The following is a 17,675-nucleotide window of genomic DNA, read 5'->3' on the forward strand; positions in this document are numbered from 1 at the left end:
GGGGCGATCCGGGCGGCGTACTGTGAGGGGATGGCGATCATCGTGACGGGAGCGTCGGGGCTGCTGGGAAGCGCGCTGGTGGAGGCGCTGCGGGCGGACGGGCAGGAGGTCGTCAAGCTCGTACGGCGCGAGCCCCGCGCCGCCGACGAGGCGTTCTGGCAGCCCGCCGAGCAGGAGATCGACCAGGCCGCGCTCGAAGGCGCCGAGGGCGTGGTCCATCTGGCCGGGGCGTCGGTCGGCGACCGGCGCTGGACCGCCGAGTACAAGCGGGAGCTGCTGGACAGCCGGGTGTCGGGCACGCGCGTCCTGGTCGACGCTTTGGGGCGGCTGTCACAACCGCCCGAGGTCCTCGTGTCCGCCTCCGGCGTGGACTTCTACGGCGACACGGGCGACCGGGTGATCGACGAGAGTCAGGGCAAGGGCACGGGGTTCCTGGCGGACCTGTGCGAGACGTGGGAGCACGAGGCCAGGAAGGCCGGCACGGCGGGGGTCAGGACCGTGCAGGCGCGCACGGGGATGGCGCTCAGCAAGCGCGGCGGGGTCCTGGGACGGGTGCTGCCGATCTTCCGGATGGGGCTGGGGGCGCCGCTCGGGTCGGGCAGGCAGTACTGGTCGTGGATCTCGGTGGACGACTGGACGGGAGCCGTTCTCCATCTGTTGAAAAATCGTGACATAGAGGGGCCGGTCAATCTCACCTCCCCCTCCCCCGTCACCAACGCCGAGTTCACCCGCACGCTCGGCAAGGCCCTGCGCAAGGGCACGGTGCCGATCCCGGTGCCGGCGTTCGCGCTGTCCGCGGGGCTCGGTGAGTTCGCCCGCGGGGCGTTGCTGCCGGGGCACCGGATCATGCCGAAGAAACTGCTGGACAGCGGCTACCGCTTCGCCCATCCGAGCCTGGGTGACGCGCTGGACGCCGTACTCTAGGATGCCGTTCGTCATCTTTCGCAACGTGGGGAGAATCTTGACATGAGCCGGTCAGGACAGTCGCACATCCTCGCCATCGGCGGTGGATCGTTCCGCCCGAGCAAGCGCCACAACGTCATCGAGGCGAGCCCGCTGCTGCGTTACGGTCTCGACCTGACCGGACAGGACCGGCCCAAGCTGGGCCTGGTCGCCACGGCGGGCGGCGACGCGTCCGACTGGATCCTCAAGATGTACGGCGCCTTCTCCGGCTGGGACGTCGAGCTGAGCCACCTGACGGTGTTCCCGATGCCCAACGTCGAGGACCCCCGCGCGTGGATGCTCGAACAGGACATGATCTACGTCAGCGGCGGCAGCGTGGCCAACCTGATGGTGCTGTGGCGGCTGCACGGCTACGACGAGGCCTTCGAGGAGGCGTGGCGCGCCGGGGTGGTGCTGTCGGGACAGAGCGCGGGCGCGCTGTGCTGGCACGTCGGGGGCAACACCGACTCCTTCGGCCCCGACCTGCGGGTGTGGGCCGAGGGCATGGCCTTCCTGCCCTACTCGTGCGGGGTGCACTACAACTCCGAGCCGCAGCGCCGCCCGCTGCTGCAGAAGTCGGTGGCCGAGGGCGAGCTGCCCGCCGGCTACGCGGCCGACGAGGGCGTGGCGCTGCACTACGTGGGCACCGAGTTCATCCAGGCGGTGACCGTGGATCCGGGTGCTTACGCGTACAAGCTGGACGGCGACGGCGACGGTGGGGTCAAGGAGTTGCGGATCGAGCCACGGTTGCTGACCCCCTGATTACCCTTCAAGGGTGAGGCAACGGCACAATAGGCTCATGCGCCCCATCCCCGGGGACGATCCCCACGCACTCGCCATCGTCCGTCTCGGCGTCGACGTCCCCTACGAGCAGGCCTGGTCGCTGCAGCGCTGGGTGCACGGCAAGCGGGTCGCCGGAGAGCTGAGCGACACCGTCCTGATCCTTGAGCACGCACCCGTCTACACCGCGGGCAAGCGCACCGCCTCGCACGAGCGCCCGGCCGACGGCACCCCCGTCGTCGACGTCGATCGGGGTGGCCGGCTCACGTGGCACGGTCCAGGGCAGCTCGTGGCCTATCCGATCGTCGCCGTCACCGACGTGACCGCCTACGCCTGCCGCCTGGAGGAGACCATGATCCAGGTGTGCGCCGACTTCGGCGTCACGGCCCGCCGGCTGCCCGGCCGCGGCGGCGTCTGGGCGGCCGGCGACGCCAGCCTCGGCCTGCCCGACCGCCAGCTCGGCGCGGTCGGCCTGCGCGTCGCTCGCGGCGTCACCATGCACGGCTTCGCCCTCAATTGCGCCAACGACCCCCGCTGGTTCAACCGCATCGCGCCGTGCGGCATCCCCGGCGTCGGCGTCTCCTCGCTGTCGGCCGAGACGGGCCGGCGCATCGTGGTCGAGGAGGTCATGCCGATCGTGGAGAAGCGGCTGGCGGAGGCCCTGCACAGGGAGCCGTACGAGCTGCACGAGGACGACCTCACCCGGCATCGGTAATCAAATCGGCACCGGCCCGCGATGAAATGCGGGCGGTTTCCGGCTTACGATCGCGCGTGTGAAGCGCGCGGCCGCTGTCCTTCTCGCCCTCGTCGTTCACCTGCTCACGCTGGCCTTCGTCGTGCTGGGCGGGTGGGCCATCCTCGCCAACCCCGGCTCCCTGCTCGCCTGGCTGGTCGGCGGGCTGTGCCTGGCCGTCGGGTGGACCCTGCGGCCCCGCCTGGGCCGCCTGCCGGCCGACGCCGAGGTGCTGGACCGCGCCTCGGCCCCCGAGCTGTACGCCGTCGCGGAGCGGGTGGCCGACCGGGCCCGGGTCAGGCGGCCGGCGAAGGTGGCGATCAGGGACCTGGCCACGGAGACCCGTTATGACCGGGTGGGCCTGCCGCGTACCCCGGTGCTGGTCCTCGGGCTGCCGTTGTGGCTGGCGCTGCCGCCCAGGCAGCGGGTGGCGCTGCTGGCCACCGCGTACGCGCGGGTGCCGACGGGCGACGAACGGATCGTGAGCGCCGCCCTGTACACACTGGACACCTGGCGGGACGCCCTGCTGAGGGCCGAGCCGCTGCGGGCCAGGCAGGAGGCCCAGGACAGGATCGCGGGCTCGCCGCTGGGCCCGATGGAACACCCCGGCACCACATACGAGGCGATGGGCGTGATCGGCCGCATGGTGGGGCGGGTGCTCGGCTGGCCCCTGCTGCTGGTGCACATCCCGCTGACCAGGCTCGCCCAGGCCGACGAGGAGCAGGCCGAGCGGCGGCGGCATGAGCGGGCGCTGCGGGCCTGCCCGGAGCGGGACCTGGCGGCCCTCGCGGAGCAGGCGTCCGGCGGCTACCTCGCCCCGATGCAGGCGGCGGCGCTGCGCGGCGAGAGCGTCGCCTCGATCAGACAGGCGGCGCTGGTCAGGTTCCGGCTCACCGACGACGGCGTGCTCACCTCGGCCCCCGACTCCGAGCTGCTCGGCACCCGCGAGTCCGGGCAGATCGACGAGGAGCTGTCGGCCCACTACACGCGGGCGATCCGGGGCTTCGGCCTCATCTCCTGACCCTGGAACCGGCCGATTCCCCGGGAGACGTAAGCTGAGTGGGTGACCGTTGCTCCTGAAGGCCGAAAGCTCCTCCGCCTGGAGGTGCGTAACGCCGAGACCCCTATCGAGCGCAAGCCCCCGTGGATCAAGACCAAGCTGAAGACGGGCCCCGAATACACCGAGCTGAAATCGCTCGTGCGCCGGGAGGGCCTGCACACGGTCTGTGAAGAGGCGGGCTGTCCCAATATCTACGAGTGCTGGGAAGACCGCGAGGCGACCTTCCTCATCGGCGGCGACCAGTGCACGCGCCGCTGCGACTTCTGCCAGATCGACACGGGCAAGCCGAAGGCTTATGACCGTGACGAGCCGCGCCGGGTGGCCGAGTCCGTCCAGCAGATGGGCCTGCGCTACGCCACCGTGACCGGCGTGGCCCGGGACGACCTGCCCGACGGCGGGGCCTGGCTCTACGCCGAGACCGCGCGCCAGATCCACGACCTGCTGCCGGGCTGCGGCGTCGAGCTGCTGGTGCCCGACTTCAACGGCCACCGCGACCAGCTGGAGGAGGTCTTCTCCAGCCGGCCCGAGGTGTTCGCGCACAACGTCGAGACGGTGCCGCGGATCTTCAAGCGCATCCGGCCGGCCTTCCGCTACGACCGCTCGCTGGCGGTGATCACGATGGCCCGCGCGGCCGGGCTGGTGACCAAGTCCAACCTGATCCTGGGCATGGGCGAGACCCGCGAGGAGATCGCCGAGGCCATGCGCGACCTGCACGCGGCCGGCACCGACCTGCTGACGATCACGCAATACCTGCGGCCGACGCCCCGCCACCACCCGGTGGAGCGCTGGGTGAAGCCGGAGGAGTTCGTGGAGCTGCAGGCCGAGGCCGAGGCCATCGGGTTCGCCGGGGTCCTGTCCGGGCCGCTGGTCCGCTCGTCCTACCGGGCGGGCAAGCTCTACAAGCAGGCGATCGAGGCACGCCAGATCGTGTGACCGACCAGGACGGCCCCGGGCGCCCCGCGCCCGGGGCCGCCTCATGTCCCGGGGTACTTCACATCCGGGGCCGCCTCATGTCCGGGGTGCTTCATGCCCGGGACCGGTTCATACCGGAATGCCCCTGTCCGGGTGACTTCGTCGGGAGGGGCGTCGCTACCATGGCATCCCAGCCGACGGAGGGCAGGCATGGCCGTTCTGATCCGTACGAGTGACCTGCCCGCCAAGCGGCGCCACGACGCCTGGCGCGGCATCGTGTGCGACATCCTCGGCCCGCTCGACCTGCGGATCGACCCCGACGCGCCGCTGCGGGGCGAGGTCGAGATCGGGCAGCTCGGCCCGGTGGGCGTCGGCCGGGTGCGCACGTCCACCCCGCACAGCGTGCATCGCACCCCCGGCCTCATCGACCGCGACAGCCCCGAGCTCTACCGGGTGGTGCTGGCCATGGCCGGCAGCCCGCGCCTGATCCAGGACGGCAGGTGTGCCCGGCTCGGGAAGGGCGAGTTCGCGATCTACGACTTCGCCCGCCCCTACGAGCTGGCCTACGACTCCTCGGTGCAGCTCGCGGTGTTCAGTTTCCCGCGCGACCTGCTGGCCCTGCCCGCCGGCACCGCCGCCGCGCTCACCGCGGTCCCCATCACGGCCGAGTCGGGGACCGCCGCGCTGGCCGTGCCGCTGCTGCGCCGGGTGGCCCACGACCACGAGAGCTACCAGCCGGCCAGCGCGGCCAGGCTCTCGACCGTGGTGATGGACCTGGTCGGCACCGCCCTCGCCGAACGCGCCGAACAGCCGCTCGCGCTGCCCGCCGAGACCCGGCAGCGGACCCTGTCGCTGCAGGTGCACGCCTTCATCGAGCAGCGCCTGGGTGAGAGCGACCTCGACCCGGCGACGGTGGCGGCCGCGCACCACATCTCCGTGCGCTACCTGCACCGGCTGTTCGAGTCGGAGAACACCACGGTGGCCGCCTGGATCAGGCAGCGGCGCCTGGAGCGCTGCCGCGCCGACCTGGCCCAGGGCGGCGGGTCCGTGAGCGAGATCGGGGCCCGGTGGGGGCTGCCGGACTCGGCGCACTTCAGCAGGTTGTTCCGGCGCGCGTACGGGATGCCGCCCGCCGAGTACCGCCGTCTGCATGCTGTGCGCTGATCGTCAAGTCGCCTGGCACCAGGATCCAAGACCGGCGGGTCGTAGATCAGCAGACTGAGTGGTGTTCGACCGATCGTTTGGAAGGAACCAGAAAGATGCAGCTCTTCGTCAACCTGCCGGTCAAGGATCTGGACCGGTCAAAGCAGTTCTTCACCGACCTCGGCTTCACCCTCTTCGGCATGGCCGAGGGCATGGCGTCGGTGATCATCAGCGAGACTACGCAGGTCATGCTGTTGACCGAGCCGACGTTCGCCGGTTACGTCGCCAAGGAGATCTCCGACGCCACCAAGACCACCGAGGCGGTGCTGGTGCTCGGGGTGGAGAACCCGGCCCAGGTGGACGAGCTGGTGGACAAGGCGCTGGCCGCCGGTGCCACCCCGGCGGGCGTCAAGCAGGAGGACGGCGTCCGCTACCAGCGTGGTTTCGCCGACCTCGACGGGCACCACTGGGAGGCGCTGTGCCTGATCCAGCCCGCCGGATGAGCCAGGCCGTGGAGGCTCCGGTCACGGGCAGGGTCACCTCGAAGGACGGCACCACGATCGTCTTCGACCGATACGGCGCGGGGCCGGCGATCGTGCTGGTCCACGGCGCGTTCACGGCCAGGGGGCACGCCACCCTCGCGGGCGTGGCGACCGCCCTGGCGCCGTGGTTCGCGGTGTTCGACTACGACCGCAGGGGTCGCGGCGACAGCGGGGACACCGCTCCGTACGCCGTCGAACGGGAGGTCGAGGACCTGGCCGCCGTCATCGAGGCGGCGGGCGGGACGGCGATGGTGTTCGGCGGCTCGTCGGGCGCGGCGCTGGCTCTGCGGGCGGCCGCCGGGAACCCGGCGGTGTCGAAGCTGGCGCTGTGGGAGCCGCCGTACCACGTGGACGACAGCGCCCCCACGCTGCCGCCGGACTTCGCGGAGCAGCTCGGCACGCTGGTCAGGACGGGCCGGCGGGGCGAGGCGGTGAGCCGGTTCATGGTGGAGGCGGCCGAGGCGCCGCCCGAGGCCGTCGCCGCGATGCGCGCGCAGCCGTCCTGGCCGCAGATGGAGGCGCTCGCGCACACCCTCGCCTACGAGGCCGCCGTGCTGGGGCCCGGCAACGCGCTGCCCACGCGGGTGCTGGCCGCCGTCGAACAGCCGACGCTCGTGCTCAACGGCGAGCACAGCGCCGGCTGGATGGCCAGTGCCGGGCTGGCGGTGGCGGCGGCGGTGCCCGGCACGGTCCACCGGGTGCTGGAGGGCCAGGCGCACAACGTGGCGCCGGAGGCGCTGGTGCCCGAGCTGCTGGAGTTCTTCGTGGCGGGGTGAGGGCCGCCCGCGGGTGTGGGCTTTACGCGACGCGGCGGCCGGGTACCTACCGAGCGCTCGGTCCAGCGGTGACACTGTGGTCGTGGACATCGACGAACTGCTGGGCCGGCTCGACCTCATCACCAAGATCCGCCTGCTCACCGGGGCCGACATGTGGTCGCTGCCGCCGCTGCCCGAGATCGGGCTGGACCGGCTGCTGATGAGCGACGGCCCGATCGGCGTACGCGGTGAGCAGTGGGCCGCCACCGACCCGTCGATCGCCCTGCCGAGCCCGACGGCCCTGGCCGCGAGCTGGGACGTCGACCTCGTACGGCGGGCGGGGCGGCTGCTGGCCGGGGAGGCGCGGCGCAAGGGCGTGCACGTCCTGCTCGCGCCCACCCTCAACCTGCATCGCAGCCCGCTGGGCGGCCGGCACTTCGAGTGCTTCTCGGAGGACCCGTACCTGGCGGGCGAGATCGGCGCCGCCTACGTCGAGGGCGTCCAGGAGGGCGGCGTCGCCACCACGCCCAAGCACTTCGTGGCCAACGACTTCGAGACCGACCGCTTCACCGTGGACGTGCGGGTGAGCGAGCAGGCGCTGCGCGAGGTGTACCTGCGGCCGTTCGAGCGTGTGGTGGAGGCGGGCGCGTGGGGTCTCATGACCGCCTACAACGCGGTGAACGGCACCACCATGACCGAGCACGCCGACCTGGTGAACGGGGTGCTGAAGGACGAGTGGGGCTTCGACGGGCTGGTCGTGTCCGACTGGACCGCGGTGCGCACGACCGAGGCCGCCGCCCTGGGCGGGACGGACGTGGCCATGCCGGGGCCGTTCGGGCCGTGGGGCGAGCGGCTGGTGGCGGCCGTGCGGGCGGGGCGCGTACCGGAGTCCGCGATCGACGACCGGGTGCGCCGCATCCTGCGGCTGGCGGCGCGGGTGGGCGCCCTGCGCGACCCCGGGCTCTCTCCCGCGGACCCCGGCTGCTCGATCGACGGGGTGGCGCTGGCGCGTGAGGCGGCCGGGCGGGGGTTCACGCTGCTCACCAACGACGGGATATTGCCGTTCGACGGGGTGCGGACGCTCGCCGTGATCGGCCCGGCCGCCGCCGAGGCGCGGATCATGGGCGGCGGCAGCGCGCAGGTCTTCCCGGAGCGCGTCGTCTCGCCCCTGGCGGGCCTGGCGGCCAGGGCCGAGGTCCGGTACGCGCTCGGCGCCGATCCCCGCCTGCGCCTGTCACCACTGCCCGGCCCCGCCCGGGCCGTGTTCCTGGACGCGGAGGGCGGCGTGCTGGCCGAGCACCCGCTGCCCACGGCCGAGGCGCGCTGGCTCGGCGGGCTGCCGTCCGGCGTGGACGCGGGCCGGCTGGCGGCGGTGCGGCTGCTGAGCGCGTACGTGGCGGAGGTCTCCGGCGAGCACCTACTGTCGGTGGCCGGGGCGGGCGCCTACGCCGTCACCGTCAACGGCGAGGCCGTCTTCGACGGGGTGATCGAACCGCCCTCCGGCGACCCCGGTCTGGCCTTCCTGACACCGCCCGAGCGGCGGGTGAGCGTGCCCATGGCGGCCGGGCAGCGGTACGAGGTGGCGGTGACGCATCCGGCGGGCACGTTCGGCGGGCTGGCGTTCGTCTCCTTCACGCTCGGCCACGCCGCCCCGGCCGCCGGCGCGGAGGAGCTGCTGGCCGAGGCCGTACGGGTGGCGGCGGAGTGCGACGTGGCGGTGGTCGTGGCCGGGACCACGCGCGAGGTGGAGAGCGAGGGCCTCGACCGTGCCGATCTGGCGCTGCCGGGCCGGCAGGACGAGCTCGTACGCGCGGTCGCCGCCACCAACCCGCGGACCGTGGTCGTGGTCAACGCGGGCTCGCCGGTGGAGATGCCGTGGCTGGCGGACGTGGCGGCCGTGCTGCTCACCTGGTTCCCCGGGCAGGAGGCGGGGGCGGCGCTGGCCGACGTGCTGTTCGGGGACGCCGAGCCGGGCGGGCGGCTGCCGACGACCTGGCCCCGGCGGCTGGCGGACGCACCGGTGGCCGAGGTGCGGCCGGTGGACGGGGTGGTGGCGTACGAGGAGGGGGTGTTCGTCGGCTACCGGGCGTGGCAGCGGTCGGGCCGCGTGCCCGCGTTCTGGTTCGGGCACGGGCTGGGCTACACGACCTGGTCGTACGACTCCATCGCGGCCGAGCGGACCGGCGGCCCGGTCGAGGCCACCTTCACTGTGACGGTGACTGTGGCGGTGACGAACACCGGGACGCGGCCGGGCCGGGAGGTCGTGCAGATCTACGTGTCCAACGCGGCCGGGCGCAGGCTGGCCGGTTTCGACGTGGTCGAGGCCGCCTCGGGAGAGACGGTGCTCACGACGATCTTCCTGCGGGAGCGGGCCTTCCAGGTCTGGGCGGGCGGCTGGCGCACGGTCGAGGGCGAGCACACGATCGAGGCGGCACACCACGTCGCCGATCCGCGACTGTCGGTCACCATGAAGATCTGATTCCCGAAAATCGGCGGGCCGCGTTTTCGTTCCCGCACTGGTTGGTTTGTATTCTTCTGAGCATGGCAAAGTCCGAGGATTCAGAGAAGCCGGGGCGCATCAAACAGCTCCGCATGATCGCGCAGATCATCAAGCAGGCCAACCCCAAGGGGATGCCGATCGTTTTCCTTTCGGCGGTCGGCACGCTGGCTGTGGTCGTCGTGATCGGTCTGGTCACGGGCTATTTGTGGTATTCGGTGTTCATCGGCGTGCTGGCGGCGCTGACCGTCGGGCTCGTGGTGTTCGGGCAGCTGGCGCAGCGGGCCCAATACTCGATCCTGCACGGCCAGATGGGCGCCGCGGCGGCGGTGCTGCAGGGCATGCGCGGCAACTGGCAGGTCACCCCGGCGATCGCGGTCAACCGTGACCAGGACCTGATCCACCTGGTGGTCGGTTATCCGGGCGTGGTGCTGGTCTCCGAGGGGCCCGGCAGTCGGGTGGGGCGGATGCTGGCCGCCGAGAAGAAGCGGGTGGCCCGGGTGGCGCTGGGCATCGAGATCTACGACATCCAGTGCGGTGACGGCGAGGGGCAGGTGCCGCTCGGCAAGCTGCAGCGCCACATCATGAAGCTGCCGCGCAACCTGAAGAAGCCCTCGGTCAACGAGGTGAAGGACCGGCTGCGCTCGCTGCCGAAGAACCTGCCGGTGCCCAAGGGCCCGATGCCCAAGGGCATGCGCATGCCGCGCGGCCCGAAGATGCGCTAGTGCCGTCCACCTCCTCCCGGGCCAACCGGGGCTGGTGGGACGGCAACGCCGACGACTACCAGGTCGAGCATGGCGAGTTCCTGCGGGACAGCGGGTTCGTGTGGGGTCCTGAGGGCCTCGACGAGGCCGAGGCGCACCTCCTCGGGGAGGTGCGCGGGCGGCGCGTGCTGGAGATCGGCTGCGGCGCGGCGCAGTGCGCGCGGTGGCTGGTGACGCGGGGGGCGCAGGTCGCCGCGTTCGACCTGTCTTACCGGCAGCTGCGCCACTCTCAGCGCATCGACCTCGACACGGGTTCGCACGTCCCCGTGATGCAGGCCGACGCCGAGGCGCTGCCGTTCGCCGCCGACGCCTTCGACCTGGCCTGCTCGGCGTACGGGGCGCTGCCGTTCGTGGCCGATCCGCAGGCCGTCTTCCGGGAGGTGCGCCGGGTACTCAGGCCGGGCGGGCGGTTCGTGTTCTCGGTGAGCCATCCCGTCCGGTGGGCGTTCCCGGACGACCCGGGGCCGCGCGGGCTGACCTCCGACCGGTCCTACTTCGACCGGACCCCGTACGTGGAGCGCGACGAGCGCGGCACGCCGACGTACGTGGAGCACCACCACACGCTGGGCGACTGGGTCACCCTGCTGGTCGCCGCCGGGCTCACCGTCACCGGGCTGGTGGAGCCGGAGTGGCCGGAGGGGCACGAGCGGGTGTGGGGCGGCTGGAGCCCGCTACGCGGCCGGCACCTGCCGGGCACGGCCATCTTCAGCTGCGCGAATATCTAGCGGCCATGGTGTGGAAGATTTCCCTGGGCTCCCACCTCGTCTCGTCGAGCAGCCGTACGACGCCGTACGAGCCGAGGTCGGACTCCCCGGTCACGTGATATCCGGCGAAGGTGAACCACAGGGCGGTCTCCACGCCCTCGCGCTCGAAGATGTCCATCAACTCGGTGAAATAGCGGACCTGCTCGCCCTCGTCGCGCACCGCGCCCTCGGGCACCATCCACGCCGCGCCGCCCCGCCCCCCCGCCCCGGTGTAGGGGCAGGTGCCGAACTCGGTCACCGCGACCGGCTTGCCGTGCTTGAAGTGGGCGCGCAGCTCGTCCACGAAGGTGTGGGCGTTGTAGGAGGCGCGGTAGGCGTCCACGCCCGCCACGTCGAAGGGGGCCCACTCGACCGGCTCCCACGGCCCGGCGGCGTAGGTCACCCGGCCGCCGAACAGCGGCCGCACGCTCTCCACCACCCGCGCCAGGTAGTCGTTGAAGCGCGGCATGACCTGCGCCTGGGACGTCCACCAGGCGACGTCGCCGTTCATCATCGCGTCGAGCCGCTGCCGGTAGTCGGCGCCCTCGAAGAATCCGTGGCCGAAGGCGGAGATCTCGCATCCGGTGACCAGCACGACCTCGGCGCCGGTGCGGCGCAGGGTCTCGGCGCGCCCGGCCGCGTCGGTGAAGAGGCCGAGCATCTCGTCCTGGGTGAGGTCCACGGGGAACGGCGCGAACCACACCTCCAGGCCCGCGGCCGCCGCCCGCTCCGCCGCCACGCTCAGCCGCCCGGGGTCGGTGCCGGAGACCCGTACGACGTCGCAGTGCAGGTCGTCGGCGATCACCCGCATCTCACGGGCGACGACGTCGGGGTCGAACACCTTCCTGGTGTTGTCGTCACCCGGCAGAAACCCCGTGTCGTAGTTGATCCCTTTTTTCACGATTTTTCTCCTTTTATCGATGAAAAGCCGTGTTCGAGGAGGTCGAAGGCCAGCTCCACCTCTTCCGCCAGGCTCCGCCCCGCCTCCGCCGGCGGCACTCCCGTGGCCAGCCGCTGGAAGAACGCCTCCTGCAACGTGGTGATGGCGGCGGTGATCTGCGCGGCCATGAGCTGGGCGGTCAGCCCGGGGTGAACGTCCTGCAGCGCGGCGGCGAGCTCGTAGCGCTGCCCCGCGTGCGCCTGCTGGACCCCCGCCAGCAGCGCCGGACTGGCCGAGATCACCCGGACCCTGGTGAGCATGCCCTCGACGTCCAGGTCCCCGGCGCCCTGCGCGCCCATCGCCCGGTAGTGCTCGCGCAGCGCGTCGAGCGGCGTCTGCCCGTCCCGGCGCCCGGCCACGACGGCGGCCGTGTCGTCCGCGACCCCGTCGAGGGCCAGGCACTCCTTGGTCGGGAAGTAGGTGAACAGCGTCACCTTGGCGACCCCGGCCGCCTCGGCGATCTCGTTCACGGTCACGGCGTCGTAGCCGCGCTCGTCGAACAGCCGCAGCGCCACCTCGGAGATCCGCCGCCGCGTCTGCTCCTTCTTGCGTTCCCTGAGCCCCGCCATCATGCGGACAGCATAAACCGTACCGGGTTCGATTTTGAACCCGGTACGGTTTTTTTCTTGGACTACATGCGGACGACCATCGTGTTGGAGACGCGGTCGTGAACCCCCCGCTGGTCGCGATCGAAGATCAGCGCCGGCACGGCCAGGCACAGCAGCACGGTACGCACCAGCACGGGCAGCAGCCGCGGGCTGCCGCCGTCCATCGCCGCGACCCTGATCCCCATCAGCCGGTGCCCGAACGTCTGGCCCATGAACCCGACCAGGACCACGTACTGCAGCGCGAAGATGAGGACCGGCGCCCAGGGCGCCTCGGCCGGGTTGAGCCTGAGCAGCAACTGCGCGATGGCCCAGGTGCAGATCATCCAGTCGATGACCAGTGCGCCGATCCTGCGCCCCCACCGGGCGATCGACCCGCTGCCCTCCTGGGGCAGCCCGAGGCGCTCACCGGGGTATCCGAGATCGACCCCGGCGGAGCGGACCCCGCCGAGCCACGTCTGCGTCCACCGGGGTTCTTTGCTGCTCATGCCTCCACGGTAGCCGCCCCCTACGCCGGTCCCGATCGTGACCCAACCGAGTCACGGCATCGCCAGGATGTACGCCATGCCACACGGGGATGACCTTGATGCGCGCTTCAACGAGCTGGTCGCGCAGATCGACACCGAGGAACAACGCAAGATGCGGGCCGCGGCGAAAAGAGGGGCCAAGGAGCGCGACAGCGGCGGCGAATTCGGCGTGTCCCCCGGACGGCATCCGGGCGTGGCCGACCCCTACCGGAGACCGCGCCGTGCGGGGCGCGCCTGGTTGGCGATGGCCGGGATCACGATCATGATCGCCGCCGCGGGCCTGGTCGTCATGTACCGGCCCGACCTGCTCGCCCCCATGGGCCCCGTGCCCGAGGAGACGATGCCGGTCATGGGCGCTCCCCTGCCCGACGAGCCGGAGCCCACGGAGGCCGCCGCCGCGACGGCGGACCCGGCCGCGGGACCCTTCGCGGGGTCCCCGGCGGAGGACTGGGCGGAGGGCGCCGACGGTTTCGTCATCCCCAAGGCCAAGGCGCTCGGCGGATTGTCGAAGAAGGACGTGGCCAAGGGACTGGAACGGACGCGCGAGCTGCTGGCCGCCGCCTACCTCGACAAGAAGACGCTGCTGGGCGGCAAGCCGGACGCCTTCTACCGTCTGCTCCACCCTGACCAGCGCCGCTGGTTCCGCGACGGGCTGGACGACAAGAAGGATTCCACCCGTTCCATGGTGAACAGCTTCGCTCCGAAGACGGCCGAGCTCGCCACCGGCGTGATCAAGGTCAAGGGCCGCGCCACGCTGGGCACGTTCAAGGACAAGTACGGAACGCGCGGCGTCAAGGTGATGCTGAACCACGTGATCGTCTACGCGGTCCAGCGGCCGGGCCAGCCCCGCACCGCCACCAGGGTGGCCACGCACGCCGTCAACGAGGTGTGGATCTACGACGACGACGACGGGGTCACGACCTGGGTGTGGGAGTTCGGCGCAAGCGCGACTCCCGCCCGCTGCGACGTCCCGGACGGCTTCATCCACCCTGTCTACGAGGACTCACCGCAGGACAAGGTGGGCCCCACCGGCATTCCCGTGGACCCCTACGACCTGGACGCCAAGGAGCCGGACGGCTGCCAGGCGGCCCAGGAGACCTGATGCCGTGTAACACGTGCGAAACAATCGAGACACCGTTAAGAAACGGCCACGCCATAGCGTCGGAACGATGGCCAGTGCTCAGGGAGGTTCGAGAGTGTTCAACTCCGCCGACGACGTCCTGAAGTTCATCAGTGACGAAGGGGTGCAGTTCGTCGATGTCAGGTTCACCGACCTGCCGGGGACGACGCACCACTTCACCTTCCCGGTCGAGAACTTCAGCGCGAGCGTCTTCACCGACGGTCTCATGTTCGACGGCTCGTCGATCCGCGGTTTCCAGGCGATCCACGAGTCCGACATGCTTCTGCTGCCCGATCCGACCAGCGCGGTGGTGGACCCGTTCCGCCAGCACAAGACGCTCAATCTGACGTTCTTCGTGCACGACCCGCTGACCGGTGAGGCCTACAGCCGCGACCCGCGCAACGTCGCGCGCAAGGCCGAGGAATACCTGCGGGGCACGGGCATCGCCGACACCGTCTACTTCGGCCCCGAGGCCGAGTTCTACATCTTCGACGACGTGCGCTTCGAGACCAAGCAGAACGCCGGCTACTACTACATCGACTCCATCGAAGGTGCCTGGAACACCGGCAAGCGGACCGAGGGCGGCAACCTCGGCTACAAGCCGCGCTACAAGGGCGGCTACTTCCCCGTCCCGCCGATGGACCACTTCACCGACCTGCGCTCGGAGATGGTGCGCAACCTCATCGAGTGCGGCATCGAAGTCGAGATGCAGCACCACGAGGTCGGCACGGCCGGTCAGGCGGAGATCGACTTCAAGTTCGGCACGCTGCTCAAGACGGCCGACAACCTGATGCTCTACAAGTACATCATCAAGAGCACGGCGGCCGAGTACAACCACACGATCACGTTCATGCCCAAGCCGCTCTTCGGTGACAACGGCTCCGGCATGCACTGCCACCAGTCGCTGTGGAAGGACGGCTCGCCGCTCTTCTACGACGAGGTCGGCTACGCGGGCCTGTCCGACACGGCCCGCTACTACATCGGCGGCCTGCTCAAGCACGCGCCGTCGCTGCTGGCCTTCACCAACCCGACGGTCAACTCCTACCACCGTCTGGTCCCCGGCTACGAGGCTCCGGTCAACCTGGTCTACTCCCAGCGCAACCGCTCGGCCTGCGTCCGCATCCCGATCACGGGTTCCAACCCGAAGGCCAAGCGCATCGAGTTCCGCGTGCCTGACCCGTCGTGCAACCCGTACTTCGCCTTCTCGGCGATGCTCATGGCCGGCATCGACGGCATCCGCAACAAGATCGAGCCGCCGGAGCCCGTCGACAAGGACCTCTACGAGCTGCCGCCTGAGGAGGCCCGCAACATCCCGCAGGTGCCCGGCTCACTGCCCGAGGTGCTCAACGCGCTGGAGGAGGACCACGACTACCTGCTCGAAGGCGGCGTGTTCACGCCCGACCTGATCGAGACGTGGGTGGCTTACAAGCGGGAGAACGAGGTCGACCCGATCCGGCTGCGGCCGCACCCGCACGAGTTCGAGCTCTACTACGACGTGTAGGTCGTAGGGGCGTGCTGACCAGGCACACCGGAGTGCGAAGCCCGCAGGGAGTCTCCTCCCCGCGGGCTTCGCGCGTCTCCGGCGCTATGTGGCGGCCTCCGTGCACTCGAAGCGGGGCGCGGACGGGGTCAGCACGGCGGATCGGGGGCTGACCGGCCAGTGGGCGCTCAGCTCGGCTGACAGCGCCGCGATGAGGGACTCCACGTCCGCGCGGGCCGTGTCGTGCAGGGCCTCGGCAACGATGAGCACGTCCTCGGTCGTGTCCCGGACGGCCGAATGACCGCTCTGGCGGTTGGTCCAGCGGCGGGCGTGGGCCCGGCCCGCCGCGTCGGCGAAGATCACTTCCTTGGCCGGCGGGTGCTCGGTCTCGCCGGCGAACGTCAGGTACGTCTCGTCGCCGGTGGCGTACCGGACCTCGACGTAGGCGGAGATCCGGGCGAGGTCGAACACCGCCACCGGGATCGCGTACGCGATGGACACAGCGTTGCAGAGGTCGATCAGGGGGTGCAGGCGCGGGAGCGAGCCTTCCTTCCTGAAGCGGCGCAGCAGCGACTCCGACGCGCACCGATACTGCGTCGGCTTGAGTCCCATCGTCGAGAACGCCCGCCGCCACGCCCGGATCTCCGGCAGCTCGCCCTCCGTGGCGGTGGCGAGCCGTTCCGCGGCGGCGGCGCCGAACCGGGCGAGCGGTTCTTCGAGGTGGGCCTGCCCGCTGATCCCGCGTGCGAGGATCACGCCGGGCACCAGCTCCGGAAAATCACGCCAGATGTCATGGGAATGCTGGAAATACACCGTCACCTCGTCGTCGCGGCTCGTGGAGCAGGAGCCGATCAGGATACTCGCATCCCCGCCACCGCATCAGGCGGTGACGGCGGCGCGGGCCCGGCGGGCGGCCAGCGCGTAACCGGCGCACGTCAGCGCCACCAGGACTGCCGCCGTCAGCAGCGGCCTGCCGACGACCCCCATGACCGCCACGCCGAGGGTGGCGCCGACCTGGCGGAAGGCGTTGAGCACCCCGCCCGCGGTGCCCGCCGTACCGGGCGGCGCGCTGCCGACCATGCCCGCCATCAGCGCGGGCAGCACGAACGACAGCCCGAAGCCCATCACCACCAGCCACGGCGCCGGCGTGCCGGTGAGGGCGAGGCCGGCCAGGCCGGTGGCGATCAGGGCGAGACCGCCGAGGATCGGCGGGCGCGGGCCGTAGCGGGCCACCAGGCGGCCGGTGAGCAGCGGGTTCACCGTCATCGGGAGCGTGAGCGGCAGGAAGGCCAGCCCGGCGGCCAGCGGGGTCAGGTGGCGGGTGTCCTGGAAGAGGAGGGTGAGGACGAACAGGGCGCCGGAGAAGGCGAAGTTCGCCACCGTGCCGGCGAGCAGCTCCGGCCAGGTGGCGGCGAGCAGGCCGCCGGGCAGGGCCGGGGCGTGACTGCGGCGCTCCGCGAGGACCAGCGCGGCCAGGGTGACCAGGGCCGCCACCGCGGCCACCGGCGCGGCGTCGATCAGGGCCTCGGCGACCAGGCCGAGGAACACGCAGGCCAGCACCTGTACCGGCCAGTCGATCCGGCGGTGGCCCTGCTGCGAGCGGACCGCGCGCATGACCAGCAGGCTGATCAGGGCGATGGGCGGGTTGATCAGGAACACGGCCCGCCAGCCGGACACGTCCACCAGGAGGCCGCCGAGGAGCGGCCCGGCCGCCAGGGCGCTGCCGGTGATGGCCGCCCACCGGCCGGTGGCGCGGGCGCGGCCGGCGGGGGCGGGGTAGAGCTCGGCGAGCAGGCCGAGCGAGCCGCCCGTGCAGAGCGCGCCCGCCACGCCGAGCAGGGCGCGCAGCGCGATCAGCACGCCGAGCTGCGGTGCGGCGGCGGACAGCAGCGAGATCACGCCGAAGGAGGCCACGCCGAGCTTGAAGACCCGGGCGGCGCCGTACCTGTCGGCCACCGCTCCCCCGGCGAGCAGTGCGGCGGCGAAGGCGACCGTGTAGGCGTTCACGGCCCACTGCTGCCCGGCCAGCGAGCCGCCGAGTGACGCCCGCAGGTCGGGCAGCGCGATCGTCAGCACGGTGGTGTCGAGGATCACCAGGAAGTAGGCGAGGGAGAAGCCGAACATTCGCATGC

Annotated in this window: 18 protein-coding genes; 13 read left to right on the top strand and 5 right to left on the bottom strand. The window is 71.5% G+C overall.

The features are described 5' to 3' along the window. Positions 1–30: 30 nt before the first annotated feature. The 11 genes from BLS95_RS20255 (at position 31) to BLS95_RS20305 (ending at position 10,853) form a co-directional block, all read left to right on the top strand. Positions 31–924 carry a TIGR01777 family oxidoreductase gene (locus BLS95_RS20255; protein WP_090933513.1) on the top strand — a complete coding sequence of 298 codons (894 nt, stop codon included), beginning with the start codon at positions 31–33 and terminating at the stop codon, positions 922–924. Between the two features lie 42 nt (positions 925–966). Further along, positions 967–1,704: a Type 1 glutamine amidotransferase-like domain-containing protein gene (locus BLS95_RS20260; protein ID WP_090933515.1), complete on the top strand. Its 738-nt coding sequence runs from the start codon at positions 967–969 to the stop codon at positions 1,702–1,704. A gap of 37 nt (positions 1,705–1,741) precedes the next feature. Continuing rightward, positions 1,742–2,437 carry a lipoyl(octanoyl) transferase LipB gene (gene lipB, locus BLS95_RS20265; RefSeq protein ID WP_090933517.1) on the top strand — a complete coding sequence of 232 codons (696 nt, stop codon included), beginning with the start codon at positions 1,742–1,744 and terminating at the stop codon, positions 2,435–2,437. 58 nt (positions 2,438–2,495) lie between these two features. Next, positions 2,496–3,476: a M48 family metalloprotease gene (locus BLS95_RS20270; protein ID WP_090933519.1), complete on the top strand. Its 981-nt coding sequence runs from the start codon at positions 2,496–2,498 to the stop codon at positions 3,474–3,476. Between the two features lie 42 nt (positions 3,477–3,518). After that, entirely contained in the window at positions 3,519–4,448 is a 930-nt protein-coding gene (gene lipA, locus BLS95_RS20275; RefSeq protein ID WP_090933521.1) for a lipoyl synthase, read from the top strand. Between the two features lie 189 nt (positions 4,449–4,637). Continuing rightward, positions 4,638–5,591 carry an AraC-like ligand-binding domain-containing protein gene (locus tag BLS95_RS20280; protein ID WP_176993292.1) on the top strand — a complete coding sequence of 318 codons (954 nt, stop codon included), beginning with the start codon at positions 4,638–4,640 and terminating at the stop codon, positions 5,589–5,591. A gap of 95 nt (positions 5,592–5,686) precedes the next feature. Continuing rightward, on the top strand, positions 5,687–6,073 hold the full coding sequence (locus tag BLS95_RS20285; RefSeq protein ID WP_090933525.1) for a VOC family protein: 387 nt from the start codon (positions 5,687–5,689) through the stop codon (positions 6,071–6,073). Then, a complete protein-coding gene (locus BLS95_RS20290; protein WP_245765173.1) occupies positions 6,049–6,888 on the top strand; it encodes an alpha/beta fold hydrolase in 840 nt (279 codons plus the stop codon). Before BLS95_RS20285 ends, BLS95_RS20290 begins: the two co-directional genes overlap by 25 nt. Positions 6,889–6,970: 82 nt before the next feature. Continuing rightward, entirely contained in the window at positions 6,971–9,346 is a 2,376-nt protein-coding gene (locus BLS95_RS20295; RefSeq protein ID WP_090934045.1) for a glycoside hydrolase family 3 protein, read from the top strand. 62 nt (positions 9,347–9,408) lie between these two features. Then, a complete protein-coding gene (locus BLS95_RS20300) occupies positions 9,409–10,089 on the top strand; it encodes a DUF4191 domain-containing protein (protein WP_090933529.1) in 681 nt (226 codons plus the stop codon). Next, positions 10,089–10,853, top strand: coding sequence for a class I SAM-dependent methyltransferase (locus BLS95_RS20305; RefSeq protein ID WP_090933531.1), 765 nt, complete (start codon positions 10,089–10,091; stop codon positions 10,851–10,853). The genes BLS95_RS20300 and BLS95_RS20305 overlap by 1 nt, the downstream gene beginning before the upstream one ends. Here BLS95_RS20305 and BLS95_RS20310 read toward each other — a convergent pair. Genes BLS95_RS20310 through BLS95_RS20320 form a run of 3 tightly spaced genes read right to left on the bottom strand, consistent with a single transcriptional unit; the run spans position 10,834 to position 12,904 of the window. Then, complete coding sequence (locus BLS95_RS20310) at positions 10,834–11,772, bottom strand: glycoside hydrolase family 113 protein (protein WP_218135879.1); 939 nt, start codon at positions 11,770–11,772, stop codon at positions 10,834–10,836. The two genes, BLS95_RS20305 and BLS95_RS20310, sit on opposite strands and share 20 nt — an antisense overlap. Next, entirely contained in the window at positions 11,769–12,383 is a 615-nt protein-coding gene (locus BLS95_RS20315) for a TetR/AcrR family transcriptional regulator (RefSeq protein WP_245765174.1), read from the bottom strand. Before BLS95_RS20315 ends, BLS95_RS20310 begins: the two co-directional genes overlap by 4 nt. 59 nt (positions 12,384–12,442) lie before the next feature. Next, on the bottom strand, positions 12,443–12,904 hold the full coding sequence (locus BLS95_RS20320; protein WP_090933533.1) for an RDD family protein: 462 nt from the start codon (positions 12,902–12,904) through the stop codon (positions 12,443–12,445). Between the two features lie 76 nt (positions 12,905–12,980). On the opposite strand from BLS95_RS20320, the gene BLS95_RS55775 reads away from it, so the two are divergent. After that, entirely contained in the window at positions 12,981–14,045 is a 1,065-nt protein-coding gene (locus BLS95_RS55775; RefSeq protein WP_090933535.1) for a hypothetical protein, read from the top strand. A 94-nt stretch (positions 14,046–14,139) separates the two neighbouring features. Then, positions 14,140–15,564, top strand: coding sequence for a type I glutamate--ammonia ligase (glnA, locus tag BLS95_RS20330; RefSeq protein WP_090933537.1), 1,425 nt, complete (start codon positions 14,140–14,142; stop codon positions 15,562–15,564). Positions 15,565–15,648: 84 nt separating this feature from the next. Here glnA and BLS95_RS20335 read toward each other — a convergent pair whose 3' ends face one another. Both BLS95_RS20335 and BLS95_RS20340 read right to left on the bottom strand, forming a co-directional pair. Continuing rightward, complete coding sequence (locus BLS95_RS20335; protein ID WP_245765176.1) at positions 15,649–16,299, bottom strand: B3/B4 domain-containing protein; 651 nt, start codon at positions 16,297–16,299, stop codon at positions 15,649–15,651. Positions 16,300–16,422: 123 nt separating this feature from the next. Then, on the bottom strand, positions 16,423–17,673 hold the full coding sequence (locus BLS95_RS20340) for an MFS transporter (RefSeq protein WP_245765177.1): 1,251 nt from the start codon (positions 17,671–17,673) through the stop codon (positions 16,423–16,425). Between the last annotated feature and the right edge of the window lie 2 nt (positions 17,674–17,675).

Source organism: Nonomuraea jiangxiensis, from assembly GCF_900099965.1.
GTDB classification, from domain to species: Bacteria; Actinomycetota; Actinomycetes; order Streptosporangiales; family Streptosporangiaceae; genus Nonomuraea; species Nonomuraea jiangxiensis.

Excerpts from the sequence above, each read along its gene's own strand:
- lipB (WP_090933517.1), top strand. The coding sequence starts at position 1,742 with ATGCGCCCCATCCCCGGGGACGATCCCCACGCACTCGCCATCGTCCGT.
- BLS95_RS20315 (WP_245765174.1), bottom strand. The coding sequence starts at position 12,383 with ATGATGGCGGGGCTCAGGGAACGCAAGAAGGAGCAGACGCGGCGGCGG.
- BLS95_RS55775 (WP_090933535.1), top strand. The coding sequence starts at position 12,981 with ATGCCACACGGGGATGACCTTGATGCGCGCTTCAACGAGCTGGTCGCG.
- BLS95_RS20260 (WP_090933515.1), top strand. The coding sequence starts at position 967 with ATGAGCCGGTCAGGACAGTCGCACATCCTCGCCATCGGCGGTGGATCG.
- BLS95_RS20300 (WP_090933529.1), top strand. The coding sequence starts at position 9,409 with ATGGCAAAGTCCGAGGATTCAGAGAAGCCGGGGCGCATCAAACAGCTC.
- BLS95_RS20340 (WP_245765177.1), bottom strand. The coding sequence starts at position 17,673 with ATGCGAATGTTCGGCTTCTCCCTCGCCTACTTCCTGGTGATCCTCGAC.
- BLS95_RS20280 (WP_176993292.1), top strand. The coding sequence starts at position 4,638 with ATGGCCGTTCTGATCCGTACGAGTGACCTGCCCGCCAAGCGGCGCCAC.
- BLS95_RS20320 (WP_090933533.1), bottom strand. The coding sequence starts at position 12,904 with ATGAGCAGCAAAGAACCCCGGTGGACGCAGACGTGGCTCGGCGGGGTC.
- BLS95_RS20285 (WP_090933525.1), top strand. The coding sequence starts at position 5,687 with ATGCAGCTCTTCGTCAACCTGCCGGTCAAGGATCTGGACCGGTCAAAG.
- BLS95_RS20255 (WP_090933513.1), top strand. The coding sequence starts at position 31 with ATGGCGATCATCGTGACGGGAGCGTCGGGGCTGCTGGGAAGCGCGCTG.